This window comes from Desulfurella amilsii, from assembly GCF_002119425.1.
In the GTDB taxonomy this organism is placed as follows: Bacteria; Campylobacterota_A; Desulfurellia; order Desulfurellales; family Desulfurellaceae; genus Desulfurella; species Desulfurella amilsii.
The window spans coordinates 273,304-299,696 of record NZ_MDSU01000018.1 but is presented as its reverse complement, the minus strand read 5'-3'; the positions used below and the strand labels follow the sequence as shown (position 1 = coordinate 299,696).

Annotated in this window: 30 protein-coding genes; 15 read left to right on the top strand and 15 right to left on the bottom strand. The window is 33.2% G+C overall.

Annotated features, from left to right (window positions below):
* Nucleotides 1-2: 2 nt before the first annotated feature.
* Nucleotides 3-1,055 (top strand): geranylgeranyl reductase family protein, encoded by a 1,053-nt coding sequence (locus DESAMIL20_RS04990; RefSeq protein WP_086033714.1) that lies wholly within the window; start codon nt 3-5, stop codon nt 1,053-1,055.
* 219 nt (nt 1,056-1,274) lie between these two features.
* Here the strand turns inward: DESAMIL20_RS04990 and DESAMIL20_RS04985 are convergent, their stop codons facing one another.
* Nucleotides 1,275-1,685, bottom strand: coding sequence for a cupin domain-containing protein (locus DESAMIL20_RS04985; protein WP_086033713.1), 411 nt, complete (start codon nt 1,683-1,685; stop codon nt 1,275-1,277).
* Between the two features lie 841 nt (nt 1,686-2,526).
* On the bottom strand, nt 2,527-3,153 hold the full coding sequence (locus tag DESAMIL20_RS04980; protein ID WP_086033712.1) for a hypothetical protein: 627 nt from the start codon (nt 3,151-3,153) through the stop codon (nt 2,527-2,529).
* Between the two features lie 151 nt (nt 3,154-3,304).
* Here DESAMIL20_RS04980 and DESAMIL20_RS04975 point away from each other — a divergent pair, with 151 nt between their 5' ends.
* The 14 genes from DESAMIL20_RS04975 to dxs are packed head-to-tail and all read left to right on the top strand — an operon-like array spanning nt 3,305 to nt 15,329.
* Nucleotides 3,305-3,739 (top strand): ATP synthase F0 subunit B, encoded by a 435-nt coding sequence (locus DESAMIL20_RS04975; RefSeq protein ID WP_086033711.1) that lies wholly within the window; start codon nt 3,305-3,307, stop codon nt 3,737-3,739.
* 2 nt (nt 3,740-3,741) lie between these two features.
* Nucleotides 3,742-4,293, top strand: a complete 552-nt coding sequence (locus tag DESAMIL20_RS04970; protein WP_086033710.1) for an ATP synthase F0 subunit B — start codon at nt 3,742-3,744, stop codon at nt 4,291-4,293.
* Nucleotides 4,283-4,837 (top strand): ATP synthase F1 subunit delta, encoded by a 555-nt coding sequence (atpH, locus tag DESAMIL20_RS04965; protein ID WP_086033709.1) that lies wholly within the window; start codon nt 4,283-4,285, stop codon nt 4,835-4,837. Before DESAMIL20_RS04970 ends, atpH begins: the two co-directional genes overlap by 11 nt.
* On the top strand, nt 4,834-6,342 hold the full coding sequence (atpA, locus tag DESAMIL20_RS04960) for a F0F1 ATP synthase subunit alpha (protein ID WP_086033708.1): 1,509 nt from the start codon (nt 4,834-4,836) through the stop codon (nt 6,340-6,342). The genes atpH and atpA overlap by 4 nt, the downstream gene beginning before the upstream one ends.
* A 9-nt stretch (nt 6,343-6,351) precedes the next feature.
* Nucleotides 6,352-7,218: an ATP synthase F1 subunit gamma gene (gene atpG / locus DESAMIL20_RS04955; RefSeq protein ID WP_086033707.1), complete on the top strand. Its 867-nt coding sequence runs from the start codon at nt 6,352-6,354 to the stop codon at nt 7,216-7,218.
* Nucleotides 7,219-7,234: 16 nt separating this feature from the next.
* Nucleotides 7,235-8,641, top strand: coding sequence for a F0F1 ATP synthase subunit beta (gene atpD / locus DESAMIL20_RS04950; protein ID WP_086033706.1), 1,407 nt, complete (start codon nt 7,235-7,237; stop codon nt 8,639-8,641).
* A 2-nt stretch (nt 8,642-8,643) separates the two neighbouring features.
* Nucleotides 8,644-9,054: an ATP synthase F1 subunit epsilon gene (gene atpC / locus DESAMIL20_RS04945; RefSeq protein ID WP_086033705.1), complete on the top strand. Its 411-nt coding sequence runs from the start codon at nt 8,644-8,646 to the stop codon at nt 9,052-9,054.
* Nucleotides 9,054-9,623 carry a MotA/TolQ/ExbB proton channel family protein gene (locus DESAMIL20_RS04940; protein WP_086033704.1) on the top strand — a complete coding sequence of 190 codons (570 nt, stop codon included), beginning with the start codon at nt 9,054-9,056 and terminating at the stop codon, nt 9,621-9,623. Before atpC ends, DESAMIL20_RS04940 begins: the two co-directional genes overlap by 1 nt.
* Nucleotides 9,620-10,018, top strand: a complete 399-nt coding sequence (locus DESAMIL20_RS04935) for an ExbD/TolR family protein (protein ID WP_086033703.1) — start codon at nt 9,620-9,622, stop codon at nt 10,016-10,018. Before DESAMIL20_RS04940 ends, DESAMIL20_RS04935 begins: the two co-directional genes overlap by 4 nt.
* On the top strand, nt 10,019-10,867 hold the full coding sequence (locus DESAMIL20_RS04930) for an energy transducer TonB (protein ID WP_086033702.1): 849 nt from the start codon (nt 10,019-10,021) through the stop codon (nt 10,865-10,867). It abuts the gene before it with no gap.
* 10 nt (nt 10,868-10,877) lie between these two features.
* Nucleotides 10,878-12,119 carry a PD40 domain-containing protein gene (locus tag DESAMIL20_RS04925; protein WP_086033701.1) on the top strand — a complete coding sequence of 414 codons (1,242 nt, stop codon included), beginning with the start codon at nt 10,878-10,880 and terminating at the stop codon, nt 12,117-12,119.
* 14 nt (nt 12,120-12,133) lie between these two features.
* Entirely contained in the window at nt 12,134-12,676 is a 543-nt protein-coding gene (locus tag DESAMIL20_RS04920; protein ID WP_086033700.1) for an OmpA family protein, read from the top strand.
* Nucleotides 12,677-12,696: 20 nt separating this feature from the next.
* Nucleotides 12,697-13,461, top strand: coding sequence for a tol-pal system protein YbgF (gene ybgF, locus DESAMIL20_RS04915; RefSeq protein ID WP_086033699.1), 765 nt, complete (start codon nt 12,697-12,699; stop codon nt 13,459-13,461).
* On the top strand, nt 13,458-15,329 hold the full coding sequence (gene dxs / locus DESAMIL20_RS04910; protein WP_086033698.1) for a 1-deoxy-D-xylulose-5-phosphate synthase: 1,872 nt from the start codon (nt 13,458-13,460) through the stop codon (nt 15,327-15,329). Before ybgF ends, dxs begins: the two co-directional genes overlap by 4 nt.
* Here dxs and DESAMIL20_RS04905 read toward each other — a convergent pair.
* The 13 genes from DESAMIL20_RS04905 to murC all read right to left on the bottom strand — a co-directional run bounded on the left by DESAMIL20_RS04905 (nt 15,295) and on the right by murC (nt 26,380).
* Nucleotides 15,295-15,951: a tRNA1(Val) (adenine(37)-N6)-methyltransferase gene (locus DESAMIL20_RS04905; RefSeq protein ID WP_086033697.1), complete on the bottom strand. Its 657-nt coding sequence runs from the start codon at nt 15,949-15,951 to the stop codon at nt 15,295-15,297. The two genes, dxs and DESAMIL20_RS04905, sit on opposite strands and share 35 nt — an antisense overlap.
* A 6-nt stretch (nt 15,952-15,957) precedes the next feature.
* Nucleotides 15,958-16,941, bottom strand: a complete 984-nt coding sequence (gene galE / locus DESAMIL20_RS04900; protein ID WP_086033696.1) for a UDP-glucose 4-epimerase GalE — start codon at nt 16,939-16,941, stop codon at nt 15,958-15,960.
* 69 nt (nt 16,942-17,010) lie between these two features.
* The gene (lpxC, locus tag DESAMIL20_RS04895) at nt 17,011-17,916 is read right to left on the bottom strand and encodes a UDP-3-O-acyl-N-acetylglucosamine deacetylase (RefSeq protein ID WP_086033695.1); all 906 of its coding nucleotides are present in this window, start codon (nt 17,914-17,916) and stop codon (nt 17,011-17,013) included.
* Entirely contained in the window at nt 17,913-19,049 is a 1,137-nt protein-coding gene (gene carA, locus DESAMIL20_RS04890; RefSeq protein ID WP_086033694.1) for a glutamine-hydrolyzing carbamoyl-phosphate synthase small subunit, read from the bottom strand. Before carA ends, lpxC begins: the two co-directional genes overlap by 4 nt.
* Nucleotides 19,046-19,321 (bottom strand): DUF507 family protein, encoded by a 276-nt coding sequence (locus DESAMIL20_RS10780; protein WP_086033693.1) that lies wholly within the window; start codon nt 19,319-19,321, stop codon nt 19,046-19,048. The genes carA and DESAMIL20_RS10780 overlap by 4 nt, the downstream gene beginning before the upstream one ends.
* Entirely contained in the window at nt 19,318-19,599 is a 282-nt protein-coding gene (locus tag DESAMIL20_RS10775; RefSeq protein WP_086033692.1) for a DUF507 family protein, read from the bottom strand. Before DESAMIL20_RS10775 ends, DESAMIL20_RS10780 begins: the two co-directional genes overlap by 4 nt.
* A 2-nt stretch (nt 19,600-19,601) precedes the next feature.
* The gene (plsY, locus tag DESAMIL20_RS04875; protein ID WP_086033691.1) at nt 19,602-20,201 is read right to left on the bottom strand and encodes a glycerol-3-phosphate 1-O-acyltransferase PlsY; all 600 of its coding nucleotides are present in this window, start codon (nt 20,199-20,201) and stop codon (nt 19,602-19,604) included.
* Nucleotides 20,202-20,205: 4 nt separating this feature from the next.
* Nucleotides 20,206-21,330 (bottom strand): cell division protein FtsZ, encoded by a 1,125-nt coding sequence (gene ftsZ, locus DESAMIL20_RS04870; protein ID WP_086033690.1) that lies wholly within the window; start codon nt 21,328-21,330, stop codon nt 20,206-20,208.
* A complete protein-coding gene (gene ftsA / locus DESAMIL20_RS04865; protein WP_086033689.1) occupies nt 21,330-22,568 on the bottom strand; it encodes a cell division protein FtsA in 1,239 nt (412 codons plus the stop codon). Before ftsA ends, ftsZ begins: the two co-directional genes overlap by 1 nt.
* Nucleotides 22,558-23,358: a cell division protein FtsQ/DivIB gene (locus tag DESAMIL20_RS04860; RefSeq protein WP_086033688.1), complete on the bottom strand. Its 801-nt coding sequence runs from the start codon at nt 23,356-23,358 to the stop codon at nt 22,558-22,560. Before DESAMIL20_RS04860 ends, ftsA begins: the two co-directional genes overlap by 11 nt.
* Nucleotides 23,345-24,241, bottom strand: a complete 897-nt coding sequence (locus DESAMIL20_RS04855) for a D-alanine--D-alanine ligase family protein (protein ID WP_086033687.1) — start codon at nt 24,239-24,241, stop codon at nt 23,345-23,347. Before DESAMIL20_RS04855 ends, DESAMIL20_RS04860 begins: the two co-directional genes overlap by 14 nt.
* Nucleotides 24,238-25,047 carry a UDP-N-acetylmuramate dehydrogenase gene (gene murB, locus DESAMIL20_RS04850; RefSeq protein WP_086033686.1) on the bottom strand — a complete coding sequence of 270 codons (810 nt, stop codon included), beginning with the start codon at nt 25,045-25,047 and terminating at the stop codon, nt 24,238-24,240. Before murB ends, DESAMIL20_RS04855 begins: the two co-directional genes overlap by 4 nt.
* Nucleotides 25,034-26,380 (bottom strand): UDP-N-acetylmuramate--L-alanine ligase, encoded by a 1,347-nt coding sequence (murC, locus tag DESAMIL20_RS04845; protein WP_275074320.1) that lies wholly within the window; start codon nt 26,378-26,380, stop codon nt 25,034-25,036. Before murC ends, murB begins: the two co-directional genes overlap by 14 nt.
* Nucleotides 26,381-26,393: the final 13 nt, after the last annotated feature.

Genomic DNA, 26,393 nt, shown 5'->3' with positions numbered 1-26,393 from the left:
TTATGTTTTATGATTGTATTGTGGTAGGTGCAGGCCCAGCGGGCTCTACAGCTGCAAAAATTTTATCTCAATGTGGCTATAAAGTTTTAATTATTGATTCAAAAGCTTTTCCAAGAGTTAAATTGTGCGGTGGTTGTGTTTCTGCAAAAATTATCGATTACATACCAAATATTGGCGATTTGTCAGAGAAAATAGCTTTTAAAGCTATTTTAAGCTATAAAAAAAGTGCTTGTTTGAGTATAGAATCAACAGAGCCTTTTGCCTATTTTGTTGATAGAAAAGTATTTGACAACTACTTACTTGAGAGCGCAGTAAAAAGCGGTTGTAAATTTGAAAATGAAAAATTAATAGCCTTAAGTTACGATGATACCATGATAGAAGTATATACTAGCAAGAACCATTACAAGTCAAAATATCTAATAGGTGCCGATGGTGCAAACTCAACGGTAAGAAAAATTTTGCATATAAAGCCAAAGTTTACAATAAAAACTTTACAAGGCAAAAGCAATACTTTAATAGATTATATAAATGTTGACATAGGATTTGGGAAAATCAATTATTATTGGTCTTTTCCTCAAAATCAAGCATGTGGCATTGCATCACCCAAAAAGAATATAAACAAACTTTTTTACAAATATTATAAAACAGATGATGTTTTTGATGTTAAAGGTTATTTTATACCTATCGCTTTTTCTAAAAATAACTTAGGGAAAAGTAATATTTTACTCGTTGGCGACGCGGCATGTTTAGCTGACCCCTTTAGTTTAGAAGGCATATATAACGCAATTTACAGTGCCCATTTAGCTGCAGCTTCCATTTTGAGTTTTCCTAAAAACCCCTATGAAGCTTATGTGTGCCTTGCAAGCAAAATTTTAGAAGGTAATAAGTATAGTTACTATATATCCCAGATAGTTGCAAAGTTTCCTTATTTCGTTTTTTCAAAACTATCAAAAGGCAATGAAAGCGTATTGGCTGATTATTTGAAAGGGGCAAAAAGCTCAAAAGATTTATTTTGGCTACTATTAAAGAATTTATATAAAAAAACGATTAAATAACAATGCCACCTTTCAATTAATATTAATATGCCGACGTTTTTTAAAGAAAAAGGAATAAAAAATAAAGGTATCAAATTTCTTTAATTCTGTGATATGTTCGACACCTTTATTTTTTATTCCCGCGAAAAGACTCCCTCTTGCAAAAACTATTTCCTTAAGGATGCAGATTCAGTTGTTAAACGACTTAAAAATGCTCGTAAACGAGAAAGATGTTCCTTATTAAAGTTTCGGTTCTATCACAGTAATTTCCTTTACCTCGTCCGTTGCTCCAGTGCATACTACAAGAGCCACCGTTTCAATATTAACTAAAGCGGCATGCGGATGACCTTCGGGATTCAATACATAATCTCCGGGGAATAATCTTTGCTCTCCGTTCCTGTAACAGTATCCCCCTTCAAGTATATAAACGTGTTCGTCTGAACTGGCAACGGCTACCGTTCTAATTATTTTGCTTTCAGGAGGGATGAGTTTAATTAAATAAGCTACTCCTTTTCCCTGTTCAAGCCTGTTAGTCAACTGTTTTACAAAAACTATTTCTTTACCGTTGTACAATACGGATTCGCCGTAAATAGAACTTGCGGGCGTCCAGCTTATTTCGGGCGTCCTGATAAAAATAGCGTTTTTTGCCATATTTTCCTCCTCAGTATTAACCCTATATTTAGTGTTGTATCACATTAATTTTTTAGAAGTCAAATTTAATTTTAACAATGTCAAGGCAAAATAGGAATGTCTTCTTTTGGTTAAAATTAAAATTAATATTAATATGCCGACGTTTTTTAAACTCTTTTCAGCTTTGTTTAATGGCGGACGAAAACTAAGTAGTAATACTCTTTGAGCGCAAGTAAAAAGAGTTTGCGAAGGGATTCATTTTTCGTCCGCCGCCTGAAAATATTCCTTAAACGGTTTTCTCCACGGATGATCCGAAGGAGGTATATATTTTTTTCTTATTTTAGTTACTTTCTCTATGAGTTTAACCGGCCTTTTTGTTATCTCCTTGTATTTAATATATGAGCCGTTATATTTTAAATGCAAGTAGTTATCTAAATGTTCTTCTGCCGTTACCTTTTTTGCCCTGATTAGAGGCTCTAACTGATATAGCTTAGAGTTATAGGATATCGTATTGTCGTTCTTAACGGTTCTTTCCTGCTTAATGCAGAAATAACTATCAAGATTGACAGTTTTGTCTATCCTTACATTTACGTCTGTATCGTCAAAGGGAACGATGCCGAATCTTTCATTGAAAATAGGCAGATATTCTTTTAAAAAACTATTTGACGGTATTAATATCGCTTATATTTTTTAATCTCATCTCTTTAACTAACCTATCTGCAGTGTCTTAAACAATCTTTCTATTCTGCCCTTAGCCTGAGGGCTGTTGGCATGTATTAATTCTATTCCGAGTTCAAAAAGAGCCCTTTCAAACTGGGATAAGGACTCTTTATTTTTATTGGTCGATTTATATGTGGTATGCCTATCCGAGTAAATGCTCATCGGAAAGACCGTATTCTTCAATATATTGCTTTAATAGGCTCATTGCGGGAATAGTTCCAACGTATTCGTAAAATCTTGCATAGACCATACCGGAGGCATCGTCTATAAAAGATATAAGAACGGATTTATCACTTATGCCCTCGAACCAGTCGTGATGAGAGCCGTCCAGCTGAAGCATTTCGCCGAAGCAGTGCTTTCTTTCCCTCAGCTGTTTGCGGATTATTGTTTTTCTCTTTCTTTTCCATAATCCCTCCTGCAATAACCATTTTCTTAATGTCTCGTCGCTTAATTTTATGTCATGATATTCGAGAAGTTTTTCGCAAAAAAGAGTCGGACCGAAGTCGGGATATTTCTCCTTGTACAAATTTAACACTTTTGTTTTAATCTCGCCTGATAATTTTCTGTGTGAAGGCTTTCCCCTTGAGGAATGCACAATTGCAATATCTCCGGTTGATTTGACTTTTTTAACTAATCCTTTTACCTGCCTTACGGATAATGAAAGCATTTTTGCCGCTTTGCCTTGCGTAAGGCTGCCTTCTAAAACATTTTTAATTACGTGGAGTCTGTTCAGTTCTCCTTGCGTTGCCATGATAGTGTCCTTTGCCATTATATCCTCCTTGTTAATAAATTCCAGAAGGATATTTTATAGCATTACCGTAAAGGTGACATTTTTATTTTGGCGTAACACGATTAAATAACAATTGACTTTTTTTTTTAAATTTGGTAACCTACCACAGATTTTTGATAAGGAGGTGCGCGTGATAAGCGTTAATTTGGTTTGGCAGTTTATACTGGCACAAATGCTTGGTTTTACCATTTTGCTTTTTATTCTCAATGTCCTTTTATATAAACCTGTGCTTGAAATGATTAAAAAAAGGCAAGAGTTTGTTTCAAATTTGTTAGCTGAAAGTCAAAAGCTAAAAGAAGAAGTAAAACTAAAACTACAGCAGTACAATCAAGAAAAACTCAATGTAGAAGAAGAAGGCAAGAGGATATTTAACTCTATGCTTGAAGAAGCTAAGAAGATAAAAGAAGAAAAACTCTCTCAAATAAATGAGCTGTTTAAGAAAGAACAGGCGGCTTTTTCCAGCACTACTGAGCAAGATATACAAAAAGAAGCTCAAAACATCGATTCTATTGCGAACCAAATATCGAGCCTTCTGTTGAAAAATATTGTAAAAAGTGAGGGCTAGACATGAAATTCATTTATTCTTTGGTAATTTTAGTTGCAACGCCCATTGCTGCTTTTGCAAGTCAATCCGAAGCAGGCAGTGCACACATGGTCTGGCGTGTTATCGATTTCATTATTTTTGCTGCTTTAATTGTCTATTTTGTGCGAAAGCCCATCGTAAATTACTTCAAAAACCGAAAAAAACAAATATTTGAAGAGATAGAAAATGCCAAGAAAGCCAAAGAAGAAGCTCAAAGTGCGCTTAGTGAGGCTCAAAGTTTGTTATCTAAACTTTCAAGTGAAGTTGAAAGCATAATAAATATTTACAAACAAATGGGCGAAAAAGAGAAAGAGGATTACGCTAATGCTGCAAAAGAGCTTGAAGAAATTTTTAAAAAGCGCATAGAGCAAGAAAAAGCTATGATTTTAAATAAAGCTTACAAGAACTTTATTGAGAAAATCATATCAAAAGCCATTGCAAAAGCAAGACAGCAGTTTTTATCTTTGAATGAACAAGATCTGCGCAATATAAACAAACGCTACTTTGATTCTTTCGGGGTTGAGTATGATAAATAAGATAATTTCTCTAAGGTATGCAAGGGCTCTAGAAAAAGTTTGCAAGTTTAAGTCTATTAGTTTGGACTCTGCTTATAGTGATTTAAGTAAAGTTTGCGCGGTGTTTCAAGAAAATAAAAAATTGCTCGAATTGTTGAAAGTTTCTATTTATCCAATGGAAAACAAGCTGTCAATACTCAAAGATATCTCAGACGGTGTTGTTTATAACTTGCTAAAGTTTATGGTGATAAACGGAAGGATAGGGCTTATTTTCGATGTGCTCGATAGTTTTAACCAATTAATGCTTCAAAGCCAAAACAAAGCAAAAGCTGTAGTTACAAGCGCTATTGAGCTTGTCAGCAATGAAAAAAAAGTATTGTCTGATATCTTTTCCAAAATCTCAGGTAAGATGCTGGATTTTGAGTTTTTTGCAGATAAAAACTTAATAGGCGGCATTGTAGTTGAAATAGAAGGTAAAATTTACGATGGCAGTATAAAGACCTACTTATCAAATATAGCCAATAGACTAAATAATTTGAACATTTCTCAAGGAGGGAATGGATGAATATCAAACCTAGCGAAATTAGTGAAATAATCGCTAAAGAAATAGAACAAGCCAAAGACTTTGTTGAAGTTAGCGAAGTTGGTAAAGTTTTGAGCGTTGGTGACGGCATAGCGCGTATATACGGCCTAACAAATGTTATGGCCAATGAGCTTATTGAATTCCAAAATGGCGTAGTTGGTATGGCTCTAAACCTCGAGGAAGATAATGTAGGTGCTGTTATATTAGGTGAAGATACTGGCATTAAAGAAGGTGATTCTGTAAAAAGAACCGGCAAGATTACACAGGTGCCAGTAGGGGATGCGCTAGTTGGTAGAGTTGTAGATGCACTGGGAAACCCTATTGATGGTATGGGTCCCATTAATTCTCAACACTATAGAAGGATAGAAATTAAAGCCCCCGGTATTGTTAAAAGGCAGCCCGTAAAAGAGCCGCTTCAGACAGGTATCAAAGCAATAGATACGATGATTCCAATAGGTAGAGGCCAAAGGGAATTGATTATTGGTGATAGGCAAGTAGGCAAAACTCAAATAGCGCTGGATACCATTGTTAACCAGAAAGGGGAAAATGTTTACTGTATATATGTAGCCATTGGGCAAAAACGCTCTACTATAGCCCGAATGAAAAAGCAATTGGAAAATTTAGGCGCTATGGAATATACCACAATCGTTGCAGCAACTGCTTCAGATCCAGCCCCACTACAGTATTTAGCCCCATATGCTGGCGTTACAATGGGTGAGCATTTTAGGGACAATGGAAAACACGCTTTATTGATATACGATGATTTAAGCAAACATGCTCAAGCATACAGACAAATGTCTTTGCTGCTTAGAAGACCACCGGGCAGAGAAGCTTATCCAGGTGATGTATTTTACCTTCACTCAAGACTACTTGAGAGAGCGGCCAAATTGTCGGATGAATTAGGTGGAGGTTCTCTAACTGCCCTACCAATTATTGAAACGCAAGCAGGCGATATCTCAGCCTATATTCCTACAAACGTTATATCTATTACAGACGGTCAAATATTCTTGGAAGCAGACTTATTCTACGCAGGTATTAGACCTGCTGTAAATGTAGGTCTGTCTGTATCAAGGGTTGGTGGTGCAGCTCAGATTAAAGCTATGAAACAGGTTGCTGGTATGCTTAGACTTTCGCTTGCTCAGTACAGAGAGCTTGCAGCATTTGCTCAGTTTGGAAGCGACCTTGACAAATTAACCCTTCAACAGCTAAACCGAGGTTCAAAGCTTGTAGAAGTGTTAAAACAGCCTCCTTTTGCCCCGATTACGGTTCATAAGCAGATACTCATTATATATGCGGGCAATAACGGCTTTTTAGATGATTTACCAAATAAAGCTTTAAAAAAATACGAAGAAGAGCTTTATAAGTTTATTGAAACCAAATATCCGGATATATTTCAAGAGTTGAAAGATAAAAGGACAATCAATGACGAGCTAAAGTCAAAAATGGATAAAGCTTTAGAAGAATTCAAAACTATATTTAGGGCTTGAGGTTAAATTATGTCAAGTAGGGATATTAAAAGAAAAATAAACAGCATAGGCAAAACACAGCAAATAACTAAAGCCATGAAAATGGTAGCTGCTGCAAAACTTAGAAAAATTCAACATACAGCTTTGCAGTTTAGGCCATATATGGAAAAATTTGAAGAAATAATACAGTATTTGTCTGAGTACACACCGCCGTATGAAAATAAATTTCTTTTTATAAGGGATGTGAAATCCGTTGATATTATAGTTGTAGCATCAGACAAAGGCCTATGCGGTGGCTTTAATCACAATATCATTAAAGAAACAGAGAATCTAGTAAAAAGCATTTCATCTAAGAATAAGTCTGTGTCTATAACAGTTATAGGTAAAAAAGTTTACGATTATTTTCACTTTAAAGGCTTAGAAACAAAGCATTTCTACACAGGTATGCTCAAAAATGAAGCAAGGTTTATTGATGCAAAAAAGATTATGAGTGTCGCCATTAAAGATTTTCTCGATGAAAAAACAGACGAAGTCTACATTATATACAATAAGTTTGTAAATATGCTTGTTCAAAGACCTACTGTTAAGAAAGTTTTGCCTATTAGTTTTGAAAGTGAAGATGATCGAGAGCAAAAATACGAAAAATTTACATTTGAACCTTCTAAAGAAGCGGTTTTGGATGAAATACTGTTAAAGTATGTCTACATGTCACTTTATGATAGTTTCTTAGAGTCGCTTGCAGGCGAATATGCAGCCAGAATGCTTGCTATGGAAGCAGCTACAAAGAATGCCCAAGATATGATTAAAAAGTTAACATTGTTTTATAATAAAGCTAGACAAGCTGCCATTACAAAAGAACTAATAGAGATAACAACAAGCATAGAAGCAATGAAATAAAAAAGGAGTAAAGGGTATGAATAAAGGTAAAATTATTCAGGTTTTAGGCGCTGTAGTTGATGTTGAGTTTCCCGAGGGCCAAGTCCCTTCTATCTATAATGCATTGATAATAAAAAAAGAATTTATTGAAAATGTTGCTTCTGATCTTGTTTTGGAGGTAGCTCAGGATTTAGGTGAAAACAGGGTAAGAACAATCGCAATGGATTCTACAGATGGCCTTGTTAGAGGAATAGAGGTTATTGATACAGGCAGCTATATAACTGCACCAGTCGGCAAAGAAGTGCTTGGTAGGATAATTAATGTTGTGGGTGATCCAGTGGATGAGCTAGGAGTGGTTGATGTTAAAGAAAGATGGCCTATTCATAGAGATTCACCCCCACTTGAAGACCAGTCTACAACCAGCGAAATGTTTGAGACAGGCATTAAAGTTATAGATTTGCTTTGTCCGTACGCAAAAGGTGGAAAAACAGGTTTATTTGGTGGCGCTGGCGTGGGTAAAACTGTGCTTATTATGGAACTTATTAATAATGTTGCTATGCAGCATGGTGGTTATTCAGTATTTTGCGGTGTTGGTGAGCGAACAAGAGAAGGCAACGACTTATGGAATGAAATGAAAGAATCAGGTGTATTAAAAAACACAGCGCTTGTGTATGGACAGATGAACGAGCCACCTGGAGCAAGGGCTCGTGTTGGTTTAACGGGTCTTACGATAGCTGAGTATTTTAGAGATGCTAGTAAACTAGATATTCTATTGTTTATAGATAATATATTTAGGTTTACTCAAGCAGGCAGCGAGGTTTCTGCGCTTTTAGGTAGGATACCTTCTGCTGTAGGTTATCAGCCAACACTAGGCACAGACATGGGTGAGCTTCAAGAGCGCATTACTTCTACAAAAAATGGTTCAATTACATCAGTTCAAGCTGTATACGTCCCAGCAGACGACTTAACAGACCCAGCACCCGCTACTACGTTTTCTCATCTTGATGCTACAACTGTTCTTTCAAGACGTCTTGCTGAGCTTGGTATATACCCAGCAGTTGACCCACTGGATTCTACATCAAGAATTCTTGATCCATATGTGCTTGGAGAAGAACACTATTTGGTAGCAAGAAATGTTCAAGAAATACTCCAAAGATACAAAGAATTGCAAGACATTATAGCCATACTAGGTATGGAAGAATTATCAGAAGAAGACAAACTTATTGTTATAAGAGCGAGAAAGATCCAAAGATTTCTTTCTCAGCCATTTTTCGTTGCAGAAGCGTTTACAGGCATGAAAGGTAAGTATATTAAAATACAAGATACAATAAAAGGTTTCAAAGGCATCATTGATGGTTTATACGATGATTTACCAGAACAGGCATTCTACCTTGTTGGTACAATTGAAGATGCTGTAGAAAAAGCAAAAACACTTAAGGGGTAATTATGGAAAAGATAAATTGTACTATAGTTACACCTGAAAAATTGATAGTAAGCAAAGAAGTTGACCAGGTTATAGCACCAGGAATTGTTGGTGAGTTTGGTGTTTTGCCAAACCACGTTCCTTTTATAAGCATTTTGGATGTAGGTGTTGTTAAGCTTTTTTATGATAATTTACAGGATAAATATGTTGTGGCCGGTGGTTATTTAGAGTTTGATAACAATGTTGCAAATATTCTATGTGATGAAGTTTTTACAAAAGACAATGTTACCAAAGAAGAGGCAAATAAAGCGTTAAGTGAACTCGAATCAAAACTTAATGAAGAAAAGCCTAACACATCAGAATATGAAAATATCAATAAGGACCTATTAAAGTACAAATACATATTAAATGTTTTGTTTGAAGGAGAAAAATAATGTCTTCAAGTATTGGATTTGAACACATTGGCGCTATTGCAATTATTGTCCTTGGTGTTTTACTTATTATGTCGATTATTTCGTGGACTATAATGATATATAAATGGATCCAATTATCTTCTTTAAAAACAAGAAATAACGTTTTTTTAGAGAGGTTTATTGATGGTGAAAGCGAAAGTACATTGAATAGTTTTGCTCGCATAAATGAATCTTTAAATGCTAAAATTTACATGTTGAGCAAACAATCGCTTTCTGTTTCGAAAGCTTATTTAACAAAAGAAGTGAATCACTTAGAAAGAGGTTTTAGTATACTGGCATCTGTAGGAGCAACTGCGCCTTTTGTTGGGTTGTTTGGAACTATTTGGGGCATAATAAACGCATTTAGAAATATTGGCTTATCCGATTCAACAAGTATAAGTGTGGTGGCACCAGGAATATCTGAAGCATTGATTACGACTGCAGCGGGTATATTTGTTGCTGTGGTGGCTGTAATTGGCTACAATCTCCTATATTCTCTGTATACTTCTATAATTAGAGAAACAGAGAATTTTCTTGAGGCAATTGAATGAAGTTAAATAGCTCTAAAGGAGTTTTTTCTGATATTAACATAACGCCTCTAGTTGATGTAATGTTAGTATTGCTTGTTATATTCATGGTTACAACGCCAATGTTAGTTAAAGGTATAAAAGTAAATTTACCTAAAACGCACTCAGGTAGCACCAACATTACAAAAAAAGATTTGATCGTAAGCGTAGATGACCAGGGAAGAATATACCTGAATAAACAGCAAACAGATTTAGACGGCTTAAAAAAAGCATTTGAAAATAATCACGGAAATGAAGTTATAATAGAAGCAGACAAAGCTATAGAATATGGGCTTGTGGTAAAAATAATTGATATAGCCAAACAAAGCGGTATTGAGAAAGTAGGTCTTGCAACAACTAATAAATCTAATAAAACATAGATGAAACTAATTAGTTTTGTATTATCTTTAGCTATACATATAATAATTATCGGATTGTTATTTTTATTATTTAGGAATATTGTAACGCATACTTTGCCAACTTATACGGTTAGTTTGCTTACGCCAGGTGAGGGTAGGGCAGGAAACCAGCATACTATACAGCCCTTAACTACATCACCTAAAGAAATACCAACTCCTGCTACAACACTGCCACCAAAAATAAATAAAGAAATTAAAAAAGCTCAAGAGGCAATCCCACAAAAAAAGGAAGTTAAACAAGAACAAAAAAAGATAACAGAAAAACCGACAATAGAGCCGAGAAAAGTTGAAAAAATGGTTCCAAAACCTAAAACAGTTAATCAGAAAGAAGTACAAAAAAATATACAAAATAAAATTCAGCAATTAAAAGCAAAAGCTCTGCAGGAAAAAATTACGCAATTGAAAGAAGCTATGCTAGAAAATAAAATTAGAGAAATTGCCCAACAACTTAAAGAAAATTCTCAAACTCAATCTGGTGTGGGCAATATTAAAGCACAAGGCAGTGGCGTAGGTAATCAAGATAAGCTTTTTTCTGATTATTTATCTGTAGTGCAAGGTATAATTCATTCAAATTGGTTTATGGATCAAAATTTAATACCAAACAACAAACTTGTAACGCGTGTTAAAATTGTTATTGATGCAAATGGTAAGATTATTAATGCAAGCATTGTCAAATCAAGTGGCAATCCTTATTATGATAGAACTGTTATAACCGCGATAAATAACTCTACACTTCCTCCAGTCCCAAAGCGCTATTTAAATAATCGAAATACTCTTGACTTAGTTTTAAATTTCTTTATAAAAGAGTAAGGAGGATACGATGAAAAAAGCTATATTTTTATTTTTTGCATTTTTCTTAACTTTTGTCGGTGTATCGTATGCTCAAAATTATGAGCTAAATATCACAAACCCAAATTATCAAAAAATATTGATAAATGTTTATAATCTCGAATCTTCCAATCCCGTACTAGCCCAAAAAGTCAAAAGCGTAATAGTTAGAGATTTAAATATGAGTGGTTTTTATCAGGTAAATGATATTAATACAACGCTCAGCAATCCTTCTAATGTTAGTGGTTGCAATTATGCAGTTTTTGGCAGTGTAAGTGAAAGCAATAGTAATGTTGTTTTAGATGCAAAAGTTTACAATGTAACAAACCAAAAAATTGTTATAAATACTAAAATAACATCTAATAACTTTGCATGGGTTTCGCATAAGTTAGTGGACAATTTTATGTTATATGATACTGGTATATATGGTCCATTTGAAAGTAAGATTATATTTTCAGCAGGAAACAAGAAAGTTAAGAATTTATATATCGCGGATTTTGATGGCGAAAATATTCAACAAATTACGCATTACAATAGCAATTTATTACTTCCGATGTGGGTAACCAACAATGAAGTGAGCTTTACTGGATATTTAAATAATTACCCAAGTGTGTATTTATTAAATTTGTCAAGTAGTCATATCACTAATTTATCCTCAAATTCAAATTTTAGCGAAAATGCAACTTATTATAAAGATGGTCTTTATGCAGTATCTATAAATAAAAACTCCAATATAAATATTTTTTTGGTTAATAAATCTGGTCAAATTGTAAAACAGTTGACTAATAATCATAGTATTACCATCTCTCCTTATTTTACGCCTGACTTGTCAAAAATGGTTTATGTTTCAAATTCTGAAGGATCGCCTCAAATTTATTCTCTTGATTTAAGTTTAGGAGTTTCAAATAGATTAACCTACGATTGTCAAAATTCGCAATCGCCAGCTGTTTCTCCGGATGGTACAAAGATAGCCTATATTTGTGCAGGTTCTAATTTTGCTTTAAATATAATAGGAATAAATGGTGGGAACAGTGAAAACATAATCAGCTCTTATTATCTTGATTCTCCTAGCTGGTCGTATGATTCAAGGTACATTGCTGTATACGGTAGTATTGACTCTAAAGAAGGAATATATATAATTAATACAATTAACGGTAACTTTTCACTTGCAATTGGCGCTAATAAGTTGTATTCTGATTTTGGTGGTTTAGACGTAAGTAAAAAAATAAATTGAGAGGAGGTATTATTATGAAGAAGACTTATCTTTCGCTCGCAGCAATTGTTAGTGCATCTTTTTTGGCTTATAGTTGTAGCTGCACAACACCAAAGAAACCCGTAGCAGAAGCACCAGCGCCAGTAAAACAGGAGGTACAACAGCAAGCACCCGCACCAGTAGCTCAGCCACAGGTAAATGAAGAGGAGGTCATGAAAGAGATCTTTCAAAGAATCCATTTTAATTTTGACAAATCGAACCTAGTCCATGTTGACAAATGGGGCATTAACCAGGATGTGCCAAAATCTTTAGACGGCATATCAGACTATATGGCAAAACACCCTGATATCAAAGTTAAAATTGAAGGTAACTGCGACGAGCGCGGAACGGAAGCCTACAACCTAGCCCTAGGCCAAAGAAGGGCAGACTCAGCAAAGAATTATCTTGTAATGCATGGAATATCAGCAGACAGAATTGAAACGCTGAGCAATGGTAAGCTAAAACCAGTGGATCCGGCACAAAACGAATACGCTTGGGCTAAAAATAGAAATGATCAATTTGTAATACTATCAAAATAACTTTATTTTAAGGTAAAACTATGAAAAAGGTTTTGATAGTTTTGGTTGCGGTGCTTAGTTTGTCATGTAGTGCTTTTGCTCAAGAAAATCCATATAGCTCTCAATTAGAACAAATATCAAAAAATACACAGGATATTAAGACGCTTCAGTCTAATCAAGCTAGCTTGTACTTAAAAATAGAGGATTTGCTTGTAAAGTATGGCGAATTGAAAGGTAAAATAGATGATTTAGCTAGAAAAATAGAAAGTATTCAAACAAGCAGCGGTGCTTCGCCTGAAATTAAAGGAAAACTTGATAAATTAGATGCAGAAGTAAATGCTCTAAAACAGCAGATATCTGCTCAGCCTTTATCATCATCATCATCTACTCAAGCTAGCGTTCATCAAGTATCGCCTCAAGCATTGCCAGTTTCGCCAGAAGAAGCTGATTTTAAAAAAGCAAAAGCACTATTTGATGCTAAAGGGTACAATCAAGCTATCAAGGCCTTTAGTAATTTTCAAAAAACTTATAAAAATTCAAAATTAAACGATCAGGCACTTTTTTATATTGCCGATAGCTATTATAATTTGAAAATATACGATAAAGCTATAATTAATTTTGACCAAATTGTGAATGCTTACCCAAAAAGCAAGTTTGCAAGTTTAGCTATGCTAAAAGAGGCTTTGTCATTTATTAACTTAGGCGATAAAATAGATGGACGTTTTCTTTTAGAAAAAGTTATAAAAACGTATCCAAATTCGCAAGAAGCAAAGCAAGCAAAAGTTTATTTAAAAAAATATAAATGATTGAAAATATTAATACACCAAATGATTTAAAACAGCTCAAAATAAGAGATTTAAACGTTCTTGCAAGTGAAATAAGAGATATTGTTATTGATGTTACGTCAAAAAATGGTGGCCACTTAGCTTCTTCTTTGGGTGCTGTGGAGATTACTTTAGCTCTACATTATGTCTTTAATACACCTAAAGATAAAATTGTATGGGATGTAGGACATCAGGCGTATGCACATAAAATTATTACTGGTAGAAGAGAACAATTTAAAACGCTAAGAACATACGCTGGTTTGAGTGGGTTTCCAAAGATTACTGAAAGTGAGTACGATACTTTTAATGTAGGTCATGCAAGCACGGCTATATCCGCTGCACTTGGTATGACAACAGCAAATGATCTCCTAGGTATCAAGAGTAAAGTTATAGCTGTTATTGGCGATGGAGCGCTTACAAGTGGAATTACTTTTGAGGCACTGAATAATTCCGGTGAGCTTGATAAAAATTTAATTGTTGTTTTAAATGATAATAAGATGTCCATATCTAAATCATTAGGTGCAATATCTACCTATCTAACAAAAAGATTAACAGGTCCTACATACAATACATTAAGAAGAGAAATTGAGAAAGCTATTAAAGGTTTTCCTGTCTTAAACGAGCCGGCTTTAAAGTTGGCTAAGAAAATTGAAGAGTCTTTTAAATTTTTTTCACCGGGTTTGCTTTTTGAAGAATTTGGCTTTAAGTATTTTGGGCCAGTTGATGGTGAAAACATAGAAGATCTAGTTACGATATTTGAGAATGTAAAAAATTTAAGAGGTCCTGTCTTTGTACATATTTTGACAAAAAAAGGCAAGGGTTATAAATTCGCTGAAGAAAACCCATCAAAATTTCACGGTATTGGTCCTTTTGATATAAAAACCGGCGAAACACTAGAAAAAAATAAACGATCCAGTTATTCATCAGTTTTTGGAAATAGCGTAATTAACATTATGCAGGATAATCCTAAGGTTGCAGCTGTAAGCGCTGCAATGCTTATAGGAACAGGTCTTGAAAAAGCTAAAATTAGTTTTCCAGATAGGGTTTTTGATGTGGGTATAGCAGAGCAGCATGCCGTAACATTTGCAGGGGGGCTTGCTATATCTGGTATGAGGCCAATTGTTGCTATTTACTCTACATTCTTACAACGTTCCTATGATCAAATCATTCATGATATTGCGCTTCAAAAACTAAATGTTGTATTTGCTATTGACAGGGCCGGGATAGTGGGTGATGACGGTGAAACGCATCAAGGTATATTTGATGTTTCTTACTTGAATTTAGTGCCTAATATGGTTATTACTGCACCAAAGGATGCAACCGAATTGGATGCTTTGCTTAAGTTTGCAATTAATAATAATTATGGCCCATTTGCTATAAGGTATCCTCGAGGAGAATCAATTAACTTTGGCGATCAATTTGCTGATACAATTGAGTTTGGCAAGTGGCAAATTTTAAATAACTCCGATTCTTCTGATATTTGTGTAATAACCTATGGAAATTGTGTAAAATATGCAATGCAAGCAGTTTCTTTTTTGGCAGAAAAAGGCATAGATCTTCATGTTGTAAATGCCAGGTTTATAAAACCATTTGATACACAGTCATTTTTGAACATATTAAAAACATTTGATAATATCATTATAATGGAAGAAAACACCTATATTGGATCATTAGGTCAAAATTTAATTGCTTTTGCGTATTTAAATAAACTAGAAAAAAGCCCTAAAATATCCCATATAGCTTTGCCTGATGCTTTTATAGAGCAGGGTGAAGCAGAATTTTTAAGACAAAAGTACGGTTTATCCACAGATAATCTTATTCATACAGTCTATAATCTTCTAAAAAAATAGGTGTTTTGATTGTTATATAAGCTTTAGCATTTTTTTTAGCCTCAACAATGCATGCCTTTGATATTTTATTTTTTTTGCCATATATTGGTTGAATTGTTTTTACGCCAAAATTATTATTAGCCAGTTCGAAAAATAATTCAAGCAATCTGGTTGGGTGAAATGAAAGTCTAATAAGTCCGCCATTTTTTATTTTTATACTAATTTTATTAAGCATATCCGAAAGAGATGTGTTTTCAAATTTTTGTGTTTCATATTTTTTTGATATTCTGAAGCTTGATTTTGTGTAATAGGGTGGGTTACTAAAAACTAAGTCTAAAGAATTGTTTGGTAATTTATCTATGCTATCAATAACTTCAACATTATTAATATTGTTTAATTTTAAATTTTCTGTGATGATGTCGATGAATTCCAGATCATTTTCCACCGCATAGATGTGTTTAATTGAATATTTTTTTGATAATAAGATAGCAATAATTCCACATCCACTGCCAATATCAGCTACCTCGTTAATTCGCTTTGTGTTATTAATGTCGGCTAAAACGAATGGTTCAAAACTAAATCGGTAGCCATGTTTTGGTTGATAAACTTTTACTAATTTGAAGTCACATAGATCAAGATCCATAGAATCTTATTGGATTTTACTTAATTTTTTTTCCCATTCCCATGCGGTATTTATAATATACTCTAAATCGTTATATTTTGGCTGCCATCCAAGCATTTGTTTGATTTTTGAGCTGTCTGCTACAAGGAAAGGAGGGTCTCCTTCTCGGCGTGGAGCGCTGCAAACATTAAAGTCGATATTTGTTACTTTTTTTACCTTACTTATAACTTCTTTAACAGAATAGCCATTTCCGTAGCCTACATTGAACACTTCATTCTTAATATTATTAAAAAGTGCTTTTAGTGAAAGCACATGCGCTAAAGCTAGATCACCAACATGTATGTAGTCTCTAATGCAAGTGCCATCAGGTGTAGGGTAATCAGTGCCATAAATTTCGAGTTTTTCAAACTCGCCTTTAGCTGTTTTTAATGCTCTTGTTATTAAATGTGTAGCGAATTTATATGCTTGACCAATTTCTATATCTTTGTCAGCGCCTGCAGCATTAAAATACCTCAAGGCTATATATTTAATTTGTTTTGCATTAGCCATGTCAGACAAAATTTTTTCTGTCATTAGTTTTGTTTGACCATAGGGATTAATAGGTGAATTTGTGCACATTTCTTGTACCGGATTGTTGTTGTGCGGTGTACCATAAACCGCAGCACTTGATGAGAAAACAACTTTTTCTATATTATTTTTTACCATAGCATTTAGAAGATTTATTGTATTTTTCAAATTATTTGTGTAATACAATAAGGGATTGAGAACAGACTCTCCAACCTGTATTGATGCAGCAAAATGCATAACAGCGTCGGGTTTAAAATACAAGATAGCTTTATTTATTGATTCAAAGTCAGATAAATCACCAACAAATAATTTACTTCCAAGTAAAGCCCACTCATGACCGGTAGATAAATTGTCAAATGTTAGTGTTTCTATGTCTTCATTTCTTAGGGCTTTCAATGTATGTGAACCAATATAGCCAGCACCACCTGTAACCAAAACTTTCATTACCTACCTACCTTGAGTTGACATAATGTAAATTATACGAAGTTAAAATAATGTCTTACCAATTAAAACTTAACCAACAACTGGGCTCAAATAACCTAAGTTTTCTAAAATTTGTGTTTCTTGTTTTGGTGAGCCTATAATGACATAAGATTTTTTATCTTCAAGCAAACTTGATACAAGTCTATAATTTAAATTATGACCTGATTTGTATGCAATATAGTGAGTTTTTATATCGTAATTTAAAATTGATAAATCACCGATTGCATCAAGAATTTTGTGCCTTACAAACTCATTTTCATATCTTAGTGGATCTTCATTTGCTATGCCATAATCATCAACTACAACAGCATTATCTAAACTACCCCCAAGTGCTAAATTATTTTGTTGCATATACTCAATATCTCTTAAAAAACAAAATGTCCTTGCTTTGCTGATTTCTTTTATAAAACTTTGCTCGTTTATTTCCAATTCATATTTTTGTTTATTTATAAAAGTACCATCAAATGAAATGGAATAACTTATTTTAAATTTTCTGCAAGGTAGAAGTGCAACAAATTTGCCGCTATCTTTAATTTTTACAGGTTTGGTTACAATAAGAACTTTTTTGTAATGTTTTTGTTCAACAAACGAAGCACTTTTTAACAAATATACCCAAGACGCACTCGAACCGTCAAGTATAGGTACTTCTTCATTGTCTATTTTTATAATACAGTTATCTATATTTAATGCATATAAGCTTGACAATAAATGTTCCACAGTTTTCACATATATTCCGTTTATTCCTAATGTAGTTGATAAAGTTGTATCAACTACATTAACTTGATTAGCTTTAATAAAAACATTTTTATCTGTTCTATGAAAAACTATGCCTGTATTTTCTGGTGCAGGTTCTATTACAACATCTACTTTTTTCCCTGTATGAACGCCTATGCCAGACACTTTGACAATTTCACTGATTGTTCTTTGTTTTCTCAATTTACGCCTCCCATAACCATTTTGTAAAATTCACCGAATAAATATTGCGAATCATGCGGACCAGCACTTGCTTCTGGATGGTATTGGACAGCAAATATTGGTAAGTTTTTGTGTTTTACGCCTTCTATGCTATTATCATTTAGATTTTTATATGTTACTTCAAAACCATTATTTTCTAAGCTATTTTCCTTTGCTGCGTAATTGTGGTTTTGAACAGTTATTTCTATTTTTTCTGTAAGTAGATTCTTTACTGGATGATTAGCGCCGTGGTGGCCAAATTTTAATTTATAAATTTCTGCTCCAAATATCCTTGCAATTATTTGCAGTCCAAAACATATACCAAATGTAGGATATTCTAGGATTGTTTTTTTTATTTCTTGCAAATACTCATCTCTCAAGCCTCTTGGATCTCCGGGACCGTTCGATAAACAAATAGCATCTGGAGATAGTTTTTTAACGTCTTCATATTTTGAATAAGCGTTTACAATAATTACCTCAAAACCTGCACTGTATAAGTGCCTTAAAATGTTCTTTTTTGTACCAAAATCATATACAATGACCTTTGGCCTTTTGGATAAATTTTGTTGTGTCTTTTTATTTTCAAAATCAAAGTGATACAATGGCTCTTCCCATTTATAAGAAGACGGGCATGTGACATACTGAACTAAATCTTTTCCAATTATTGTGCCTAAACTTTTCGATTGAGCTATAAGTTCATCTTTTGCATAGTCTTGTGTTGTTATCATACCCATCATGCTACCGTTTTGGCGTAAAATTTTGGTCAAATATCGAGTATCAATATCAGAAATACCAACTATTGAATGTGCTTTTAAATATTCATCTAGCGTATATTTACTTCGAAAATTTGATGCTATAGGCGATAATTCTTTTACAATAAATCCTTCTGCCATAGGTTTTTCGCTTTCAATATCAATATCGTTTATGCCATAATTTCCAATTTGCGGGTATGTCATAAGAACAATTTGGCCTTTATAGGATGGATCTGTTAATATTTCTTGATATCCGCTCATACTTGTATTGAATACAACTTCACCAATTGTTGTACCTTTTGCGCCAAAAGAGCAACCTTTTAAAATTGTTCCATTTTCTAATATAAAATAAGCTTTTGTCATTTTAATAACCTTTTATTTAGCTCTTGCTCATATAGTTGATGAAATGTGATATCCCACTCAATACTGCCGGCCATAATTTTCTTTTTCTTTTTAATTTCCTCTAAAGCAACTTCATAGGCTTGAGCATTTATCTTAAAATAATCCTCAATAACATTTTCAATCTCTGATAATAGAATATCTCTTGAGACTAAAAAGTCAACTAATTTATTATTTTCAAGATTTTTTATTATATTTCTTGCTATGTTGCGTATTCTATCTTTTGAGTATTTCATAAAACAAAACCTTCTTTTTCTGCAACTTTTCTTTTCATCATCTGAAAAAACTTTGTTTGATCGATATTTTCCTGAATAATCTGTTCTTTATAATTTTCAATGTATAAAAGCGTTTTTTGGTCAATTTCTTTTTCTTTTAGCGCATCTTGTTCTAATGTTTTCTGAACAAAGTCTGCAATAACCATTTTGTCTTTTTTTAATTGAACCAAGCCTTTTTTTATCATTACATTAACTATCTTATCTGCGATAAAATTAATTTCTTTTTCATTTAATGCCATTTTTAAACGCTCCCTTTTATTTTATGTTCGCTATTTGTAAACAATCTAGTTATATTACTAAAGTGTCTTATTACCATCAAGCCCAATAAAATAAGAAAAACTATTTTCATCTTAAGGCTACTCTCAAATATTATAACTAACAGTGTAGTAACGGTAAAAGATAATAGAGAAGCTAGCGACGCATATTTTGTAACTTTAAGTATTAAAATCCACAAAAATAACCCGACAAAAGCGTAATTTGAATACAATAAAATACTGCCATAAGTTGTAGCCACACCTTTGCCACCTTTAAATCCTAAAAATATTGAGAAATCATGACCTAAAACAACAAATATTATGGAAATAGAAATTAAAATCTCTTTTACATTTTGTGTAAAGGGTAATTGTTTAACTATTAACACAGCAACAAAACCTTTTGCCATGTCAAACAACAAAGTGAGTAAAGCCTCTTTTTTGCCAAGCACTCTATAAACGTTAGAGGCTCCAATATTGCCACTACCCTCGGATTTTAAATCCATACCTTTGCTTTTTCCTATTAAATAACCAGATGGCACGCTACCTATCAAAAAAGAAAAAGCAGATACTAAGAATATCCAAATCAATTTACTACTCTTCTTTGTTCCTTATATATGTTGGTATATCAAATTTATCCTCAATAGGCATCTCGGATATTTTTCGTATTTCATTAAAATAATCTTTATCTATGTTTCTATATCGTGCGCTTCCTTTTTTAGTTAAAGTAGCTTTGCCCTTTTCATCAAATCCAGTTGCAATAATCGTTACACGAACTTTTTCCTCGAGTGCATCATTAACAATGAAACCATATTTAAAGATTGCTTGATCATTCATAGCATTTTGGATTATGGTAGCCGCTTCTTCTAACTCTTGCAAGCCGAAGTTGCTGCTTGCTGTAATATTCATCAAGATACCTTTTGCACCTTCTATGCTGGTGTTTTCAAGCAGAGGATTTGAGATTGCCATTTCTGTTGCAATTTTTATGCGATTGTCACCTGCTGCTTCACCTATTCCCATCAAAGCAATGCCTTTTTCGCTCATTATTGTTTGGGCATCGGCGAAATCAATGTTAATAATAAATGATGCACTGTCGATTGGTTTTTGAACAAGCTCAACGATGCTTTGTACAGCTTGTCTTAAAATATCGTCAACTTTTTTAAAAGCATCAATTAATGTTAAATTTTTATAGAAATCAAATAACTTTTGATTAGGTACTATAATAATACTATCAACAATCTGTTTTAGTTCTTCTAAACCCTCTTTTGCAATTTTCTCTTTATTTTTTCCTTCATAACTGAAAGGTTTGGTAACAACACCAATTGTTAGTGCTCCTAAATCTTTTGCAACTTTGGCAACTACAGGACTTGCACCAGTGCCTGTACCACCACCCATGCCTGCTGTAATAAAGACCATATCTGTGCCTTGCAAAGCTTTTTTAATATCCTCTATGCTTTCTTCTGCTGCCTTTTTGCCTTTTTGAGGATCACTTCCAGCTCCTAAGCCTTTTGTTAAATTACTGCCGATTTGCAATTTGTTTGGTGATAACGATAAATCAAGCGCTTGCTTATCTGTGTTGATAGATATGAATTCTACATGCTTTATACCATATTTTACCATATTATTTACAGCGTTAGAACCACCGCCACCTATACCTAAAACCTTTATGACAGCACCTTCGCGAATTAATTCATTGCTTTTTTGCTTTATATCGCTCATCAGAACATCTCCTTGATCCATTTCTTCATTTTTAAAATAATAGAAGAAAAAGACGCATCACCACTAATTGGTGTTGCTAAAACATCACCCTTTTCTTGACGATTTTCTATTGCATACATTGTTAAACCAATTGCCGTTGAGTACATTGGGTTATCCAGTGCATCTTTTATGCCACCAATATTGATCGGATAGCCTACTCTAACTGGTAATTTGAACACATTTTCTGCTAGATCGGTAATATTTTCTAACATTGCACTACCGCCTGTTAACACTATTCCAGCACCAAGTAAACCCAATATATTTAGTTTTTCTAATTCTTCTTTGACAAAAGAAAAAATTTCTTCCGTTCGAGGCTCAATAACTTGAGCTAAATCGCTTTTATATATTTGCTTAATTTTTGAAGAGAAGTTTCTTTGAAGATCAATAACCTGATCTTCATATTCACCTTCAATTAAAGCGGTTCCATAATTGATTTTTAAGCTTTCGGCTTCTTTGTATGGTAGTCTAAATGCCACAGAAATATCGTTTGTTACATGATCTCCGCCAATGGATAAGATAAAAGTATGCTTAAGGGAATTATTTAAGAAAACAGCTATATCTGTAGTACCACCACCAATATCAACCAAACAAACACCAATGTCTTTTTCGTCTTGTGTTAATACAGCCAAAGATGAAGCAATTGGCTGAAGTACTATATCAGTAACATTTAAATTACTTTTTTGGCAACATTTGATAATATTTTGTATATTTGATACCACGCCTGTAACCACATGCACTTTAGCTTCAAGTCGAATGCAAGACATGCCTAAGGGTTCTTTTATACCGGTTTGCTCATCAACAATAAATTCTTGCGGTATAACATGTATGATTTCCCTGTCTGGTGGTATGATAATTGCTTTAGCACCGTCTATTACTCTTTTTATATCAGGTTCTGTAACTTCATTGCCTTTTACTGCTATCACGCCAGTTGAATTATAAGAGCGAATATGACTACCTGAAATACCCGCATAGACATTTGTTATTTTAATACCGCTCATTTGTTCGGCTTTGAATATTGATTTTTTAATTGAATCAACGGCTTGATCTATGTTTATCACTATACCTTTTCTAAGTCCGGAAGATGGGTTTGTTCCTATGCCTATTATTTTTAATTCTGTCGTTTCATATTTGCCAACCACTGTGCATACTTTTGTTGTGCCTATATCCAAGCCTACTATAATTCTACCGCTATCTTCCACTGTTTATCTCCTTTGTTTTCCATTTTATTATAATTCTATCTGGATAACATATTGAAACGCTTTCTATCTTTTTGATATCTGGCAAAAGTTTAGGCCAAATTGTTTCAAGCCTTCCTGTAGATTTATTATAATCGCAATTAAATACATTTGCTTTTACCATAACACCGTTTTCTAAAAAAACTTCAAATTCATTGCCTACTATCATAATATAACTAATTTTTTCTAATTTGTCTAACTTTTTGTATAAATCTACAAGTGCTAATATGACATTTTTATTATTAATTTGAGGTGTTAAGTTTGCCATTTTAATGTGTAAAATTTTATATATGTTTATTTTTTGGGGATCAATGCGGTCTGTTATGTATTGACCACTATTAGAAAAAACAAACTGCTTGTTGTTAAAATCTAGGATACATAATGGTACTTTTTCTTTAATATCTATATAAAGTGTATCAGGTTTAATAATAGCTACGCGTGATTCAGCAATAAATGGGTTTTTCATCAATTTATTGTAAACATCTACTTTTAATTTGTTGTTAAGTTTCGTATTATTCCCTGTATGTAAAGTGTTAACTAAATAGCTTGACTTAAGAATTTTATTTCCTTTAATGTATACATATCTTAACTTTGACTTTTGTGTGTTATTAAGAAAATATAAACCTTTGTATATTCCATAAAAAAAAGCTATAAATAAACATGCAGATAATACTATTAAAAAGATTTTTCTTTTAATTAAAGAGTAATCTTTTTTTTGTTTTTTATAGGTTTTAAAGTTCTTAAAGTCCTTCATACGCAGATTTAAGTATTTTTTCTACAAGCATTTCAAAACTTATGTTTACATTTTTTGCTGCGTTTGGCAGCAGGCTTGTTAGAGTCATACCAGGTATTGTATTTACTTCTAATACATAGGGTATATTTTTTTCTAGCATCATATCAATTCTTATTGCGCCTTTGCATGAAAGAGCTTTGTAGATTATTTTTCCAATTCTGTTAATTTCATCAATAATAGACTGGTTGACTCTAGCAGGTATTATATACTCAGTTGCACCTTTTGTGTATTTATTTTTATAATCATAAAAGCCTTTCTTTGGTGCAATTTCTATTAGAGGCAGGCATTCGCCATCAACCATACCAAGTGTAGCTTCTATACCAGTTATCTTTTCTTCAATGATTAACTCTTTAAATTGTTTAATTAGTTCAATACATTTTGCTTCAAGTTGGATGTTATCGTATGCAAATTCAACACCAATTGAAGAGCCTTCACTGTTTGGTTTTATACATACGGGGAAGCTTTTTATATGTTCAATATCTTCTATGTTTTTTACTAAAAAGGCTGGTTTGGTTGGAATGTGATATTCTTTTAAAATAGCTTTTGTAAAAAATTTATTCATGCAAATTTTGCTTGAAAGAGAGTTTGATCCAGTGTGTTTAATATTGTGCATTTCAAGTGCTGCCTGCAGTGTACCATCTTCTCCAAAGCCACCATGTAGGGCAATAAACACAATATCTGGTTTTCTGTCTAATATTGTTTCAATGCAGTCTTTTTTATTGTAGCAGATAAAATTTTGCGCATCGTATTTTAAATTTTGGAGAGCTTGGTGTATTGCGCTACCGCTTTTTATAGATACGTCTCTTTCCGATGAGTTACCACCGCAGACAACCAAAATACTCATAATATTATGACCTCCTCTTCCAGCTCAATATTGAACTTTTTATAAACATTATTTTTAGCAATGTCAATTAAATGCAATACGTCATCTACGACGGCCTTATGTAAATTTATAATATAGTTTGCGTGTTTTTGACTAATCATGGCATCATTTACAGTTTTCCCCTTAAGACCGCATTCTTCTATCAATTTTCCAGCAGCCATATGTGGGGGATTTTTAAAAGTACTGCCAAATGTCCTTAAAATTGGAGCTTTTGTAAGTCTAATTTGAATGTTTTCTCTAATTTTTTTTTCAATATCATCTGAATGCGTTTTTTTAAGGCACAAACCTACTTCCAAAATAATTTTGTTTTTAAAGTTAGAGTCTCTATAATCAAAACTAGCTTCATTTTTATAAACAGTATGGATACCTTTATCTGCACTGTAGCAAATGGCATACTCAAAAATTTCTTCTATACTTTTTCCAAAAGCGCTGGCATTCATTCTAACGCAACCACCAATAGTGGCCGGTATACCACCTAAAAATTCAAGCCCTGAGAATTCGTTTTTTATTAATGTTCTATTTACAAAACTTATGCTGGTTGAGCCACCAATGATTACTAAAGAGTTGTTTATATTTATATAAGAAAACGTTTTAGAAAGCTTAAATAAAGAATGATTTGTTTTAATTAGCAAATTGCTACCACCACCAATTAACCCACCCTGCTCTATTTTGTTAAAGTCATCTATGGTTTCTATATAATTTAATGTACAAAAACCATGTTGTTTAAAAGATGTTATATTGCTAGTATTTATTTCAACTTGATGCATTAGAATTTAGCTGATATGAAAGTTTTGTTATATCGCCTGCACCCATCGTGATTACCAAATCGCCTGCTTTGGTTTCTTTGAGCAAAATTGGCTTTATACGGTTTATATCATCTATATATACGCAATTATTTGAAAATTTATTAATGTTTTCAGCCAAAACCTTTGAATTTATGTCTTCAATTGATTTTTCTCCAGCTGGATATATGTCAAGTAAAAAAACGATATCAGCAAGCCTGAAGCATTTAGAAAACTCATCCATTAAAGATTGGACTCTTGTGTATCTATGTGGTTGGAAAATAGCAACCACACGAGATTTAGTTACTTGTCTAGCTGCTTGGAGCGTAGCCTCGATCTCTTTTGGGTGATGTGCATAATCATCATATACTTCTACATTATCTTTCAAAAAAGATCTGAAACTAAATCTTCTATCAACACCACTGAAAAACTCAAGTGCTTTTTGAAGATGTTGTTTTTCTATGCGTAATATGTGTGCTAAACCCACAATTGCCAATGAGTTTGAGATATTGTGAGCACCTGGTATATTTAATTTTATATCAATTTTGCCTTGAGGCGTATTAACAACAAATTGACTAAATTTCCCAGTATGAATTGTATTTTCGGCCCAAAAGTGAGCGCTTTTGTTATGTAAAGAATAAGTAAAACAACGTCCTTTATCTAATTGATTTGCAATTTTAGATAGATTTTCATCATCAATGTTCAATATTGCATAATTGCTTTTTTTTATAAATTCTCTGAATGCTTCTACTTCATTTTCAAAAATTTTGTAATAATTTAGATGGTCGTTGTCGATATTGGTTACAATAGCGATTTTTGGGTTTAAAAGTAAAAACCCCCCATCACTTTCATCCGCCTCTGCAATAAAGAAATTACTGTTTCCACACATAACATTTTGTTTTATTTTTTGAATTCTACCGCCAATAATTGCAGCAGGATTTAGAGAGGCTTCACATAAGAGTTCTGTTGCAAGAGATGTAGTTGTGGTTTTTCCATGAGAACCTGCAATTGCAATACCGAATTTTTCGTTAAAGAGTAAAGCCAGCAGTTCATATCTTCTAAAAACTCTTATACTACGTTTTATTGCTTCAATAATTTCTGGGTTGTCTTCTTTTATAGCAGACGATGCTATAACAAAGGCAACATCGTTTGTAATATTTTGCGGGTTATGACCTATATGAACTTCAATACCAATCTCTTTTAACGCAAGCACATTTTTATTTTCGCTTAGATCCGAGCCTTTTATTTTAAAACCTTTCGAATGCAAATATTGAGCAATAGAACTCATCCCAATACCGCCAATACCGACGAAGTAAATGATTTTCTCTTTA

Excerpts from the sequence above, each read along its gene's own strand:
- DESAMIL20_RS04990 (WP_086033714.1), top strand. The coding sequence starts at position 3 with ATGTTTTATGATTGTATTGTGGTAGGTGCAGGCCCAGCGGGCTCTACA.
- DESAMIL20_RS04985 (WP_086033713.1), bottom strand. The coding sequence starts at position 1,685 with ATGGCAAAAAACGCTATTTTTATCAGGACGCCCGAAATAAGCTGGACG.
- DESAMIL20_RS04980 (WP_086033712.1), bottom strand. The coding sequence starts at position 3,153 with ATGGCAAAGGACACTATCATGGCAACGCAAGGAGAACTGAACAGACTC.
- DESAMIL20_RS04970 (WP_086033710.1), top strand. The coding sequence starts at position 3,742 with ATGAAATTCATTTATTCTTTGGTAATTTTAGTTGCAACGCCCATTGCT.
- atpH (WP_086033709.1), top strand. The coding sequence starts at position 4,283 with ATGATAAATAAGATAATTTCTCTAAGGTATGCAAGGGCTCTAGAAAAA.
- atpA (WP_086033708.1), top strand. The coding sequence starts at position 4,834 with ATGAATATCAAACCTAGCGAAATTAGTGAAATAATCGCTAAAGAAATA.
- atpG (WP_086033707.1), top strand. The coding sequence starts at position 6,352 with ATGTCAAGTAGGGATATTAAAAGAAAAATAAACAGCATAGGCAAAACA.
- atpD (WP_086033706.1), top strand. The coding sequence starts at position 7,235 with ATGAATAAAGGTAAAATTATTCAGGTTTTAGGCGCTGTAGTTGATGTT.
- atpC (WP_086033705.1), top strand. The coding sequence starts at position 8,644 with ATGGAAAAGATAAATTGTACTATAGTTACACCTGAAAAATTGATAGTA.
- DESAMIL20_RS04940 (WP_086033704.1), top strand. The coding sequence starts at position 9,054 with ATGTCTTCAAGTATTGGATTTGAACACATTGGCGCTATTGCAATTATT.
- DESAMIL20_RS04935 (WP_086033703.1), top strand. The coding sequence starts at position 9,620 with ATGAAGTTAAATAGCTCTAAAGGAGTTTTTTCTGATATTAACATAACG.
- DESAMIL20_RS04930 (WP_086033702.1), top strand. The coding sequence starts at position 10,019 with ATGAAACTAATTAGTTTTGTATTATCTTTAGCTATACATATAATAATT.
- DESAMIL20_RS04925 (WP_086033701.1), top strand. The coding sequence starts at position 10,878 with ATGAAAAAAGCTATATTTTTATTTTTTGCATTTTTCTTAACTTTTGTC.
- DESAMIL20_RS04920 (WP_086033700.1), top strand. The coding sequence starts at position 12,134 with ATGAAGAAGACTTATCTTTCGCTCGCAGCAATTGTTAGTGCATCTTTT.
- ybgF (WP_086033699.1), top strand. The coding sequence starts at position 12,697 with ATGAAAAAGGTTTTGATAGTTTTGGTTGCGGTGCTTAGTTTGTCATGT.
- dxs (WP_086033698.1), top strand. The coding sequence starts at position 13,458 with ATGATTGAAAATATTAATACACCAAATGATTTAAAACAGCTCAAAATA.
- DESAMIL20_RS04905 (WP_086033697.1), bottom strand. The coding sequence starts at position 15,951 with ATGGATCTTGATCTATGTGACTTCAAATTAGTAAAAGTTTATCAACCA.
- galE (WP_086033696.1), bottom strand. The coding sequence starts at position 16,941 with ATGAAAGTTTTGGTTACAGGTGGTGCTGGCTATATTGGTTCACATACA.
- carA (WP_086033694.1), bottom strand. The coding sequence starts at position 19,049 with ATGACAAAAGCTTATTTTATATTAGAAAATGGAACAATTTTAAAAGGT.
- DESAMIL20_RS10780 (WP_086033693.1), bottom strand. The coding sequence starts at position 19,321 with ATGAAATACTCAAAAGATAGAATACGCAACATAGCAAGAAATATAATA.
- DESAMIL20_RS10775 (WP_086033692.1), bottom strand. The coding sequence starts at position 19,599 with ATGGCATTAAATGAAAAAGAAATTAATTTTATCGCAGATAAGATAGTT.
- ftsZ (WP_086033690.1), bottom strand. The coding sequence starts at position 21,330 with ATGAGCGATATAAAGCAAAAAAGCAATGAATTAATTCGCGAAGGTGCT.
- DESAMIL20_RS04860 (WP_086033688.1), bottom strand. The coding sequence starts at position 23,358 with ATGAAGGACTTTAAGAACTTTAAAACCTATAAAAAACAAAAAAAAGAT.
- DESAMIL20_RS04855 (WP_086033687.1), bottom strand. The coding sequence starts at position 24,241 with ATGAGTATTTTGGTTGTCTGCGGTGGTAACTCATCGGAAAGAGACGTA.
- murB (WP_086033686.1), bottom strand. The coding sequence starts at position 25,047 with ATGCATCAAGTTGAAATAAATACTAGCAATATAACATCTTTTAAACAA.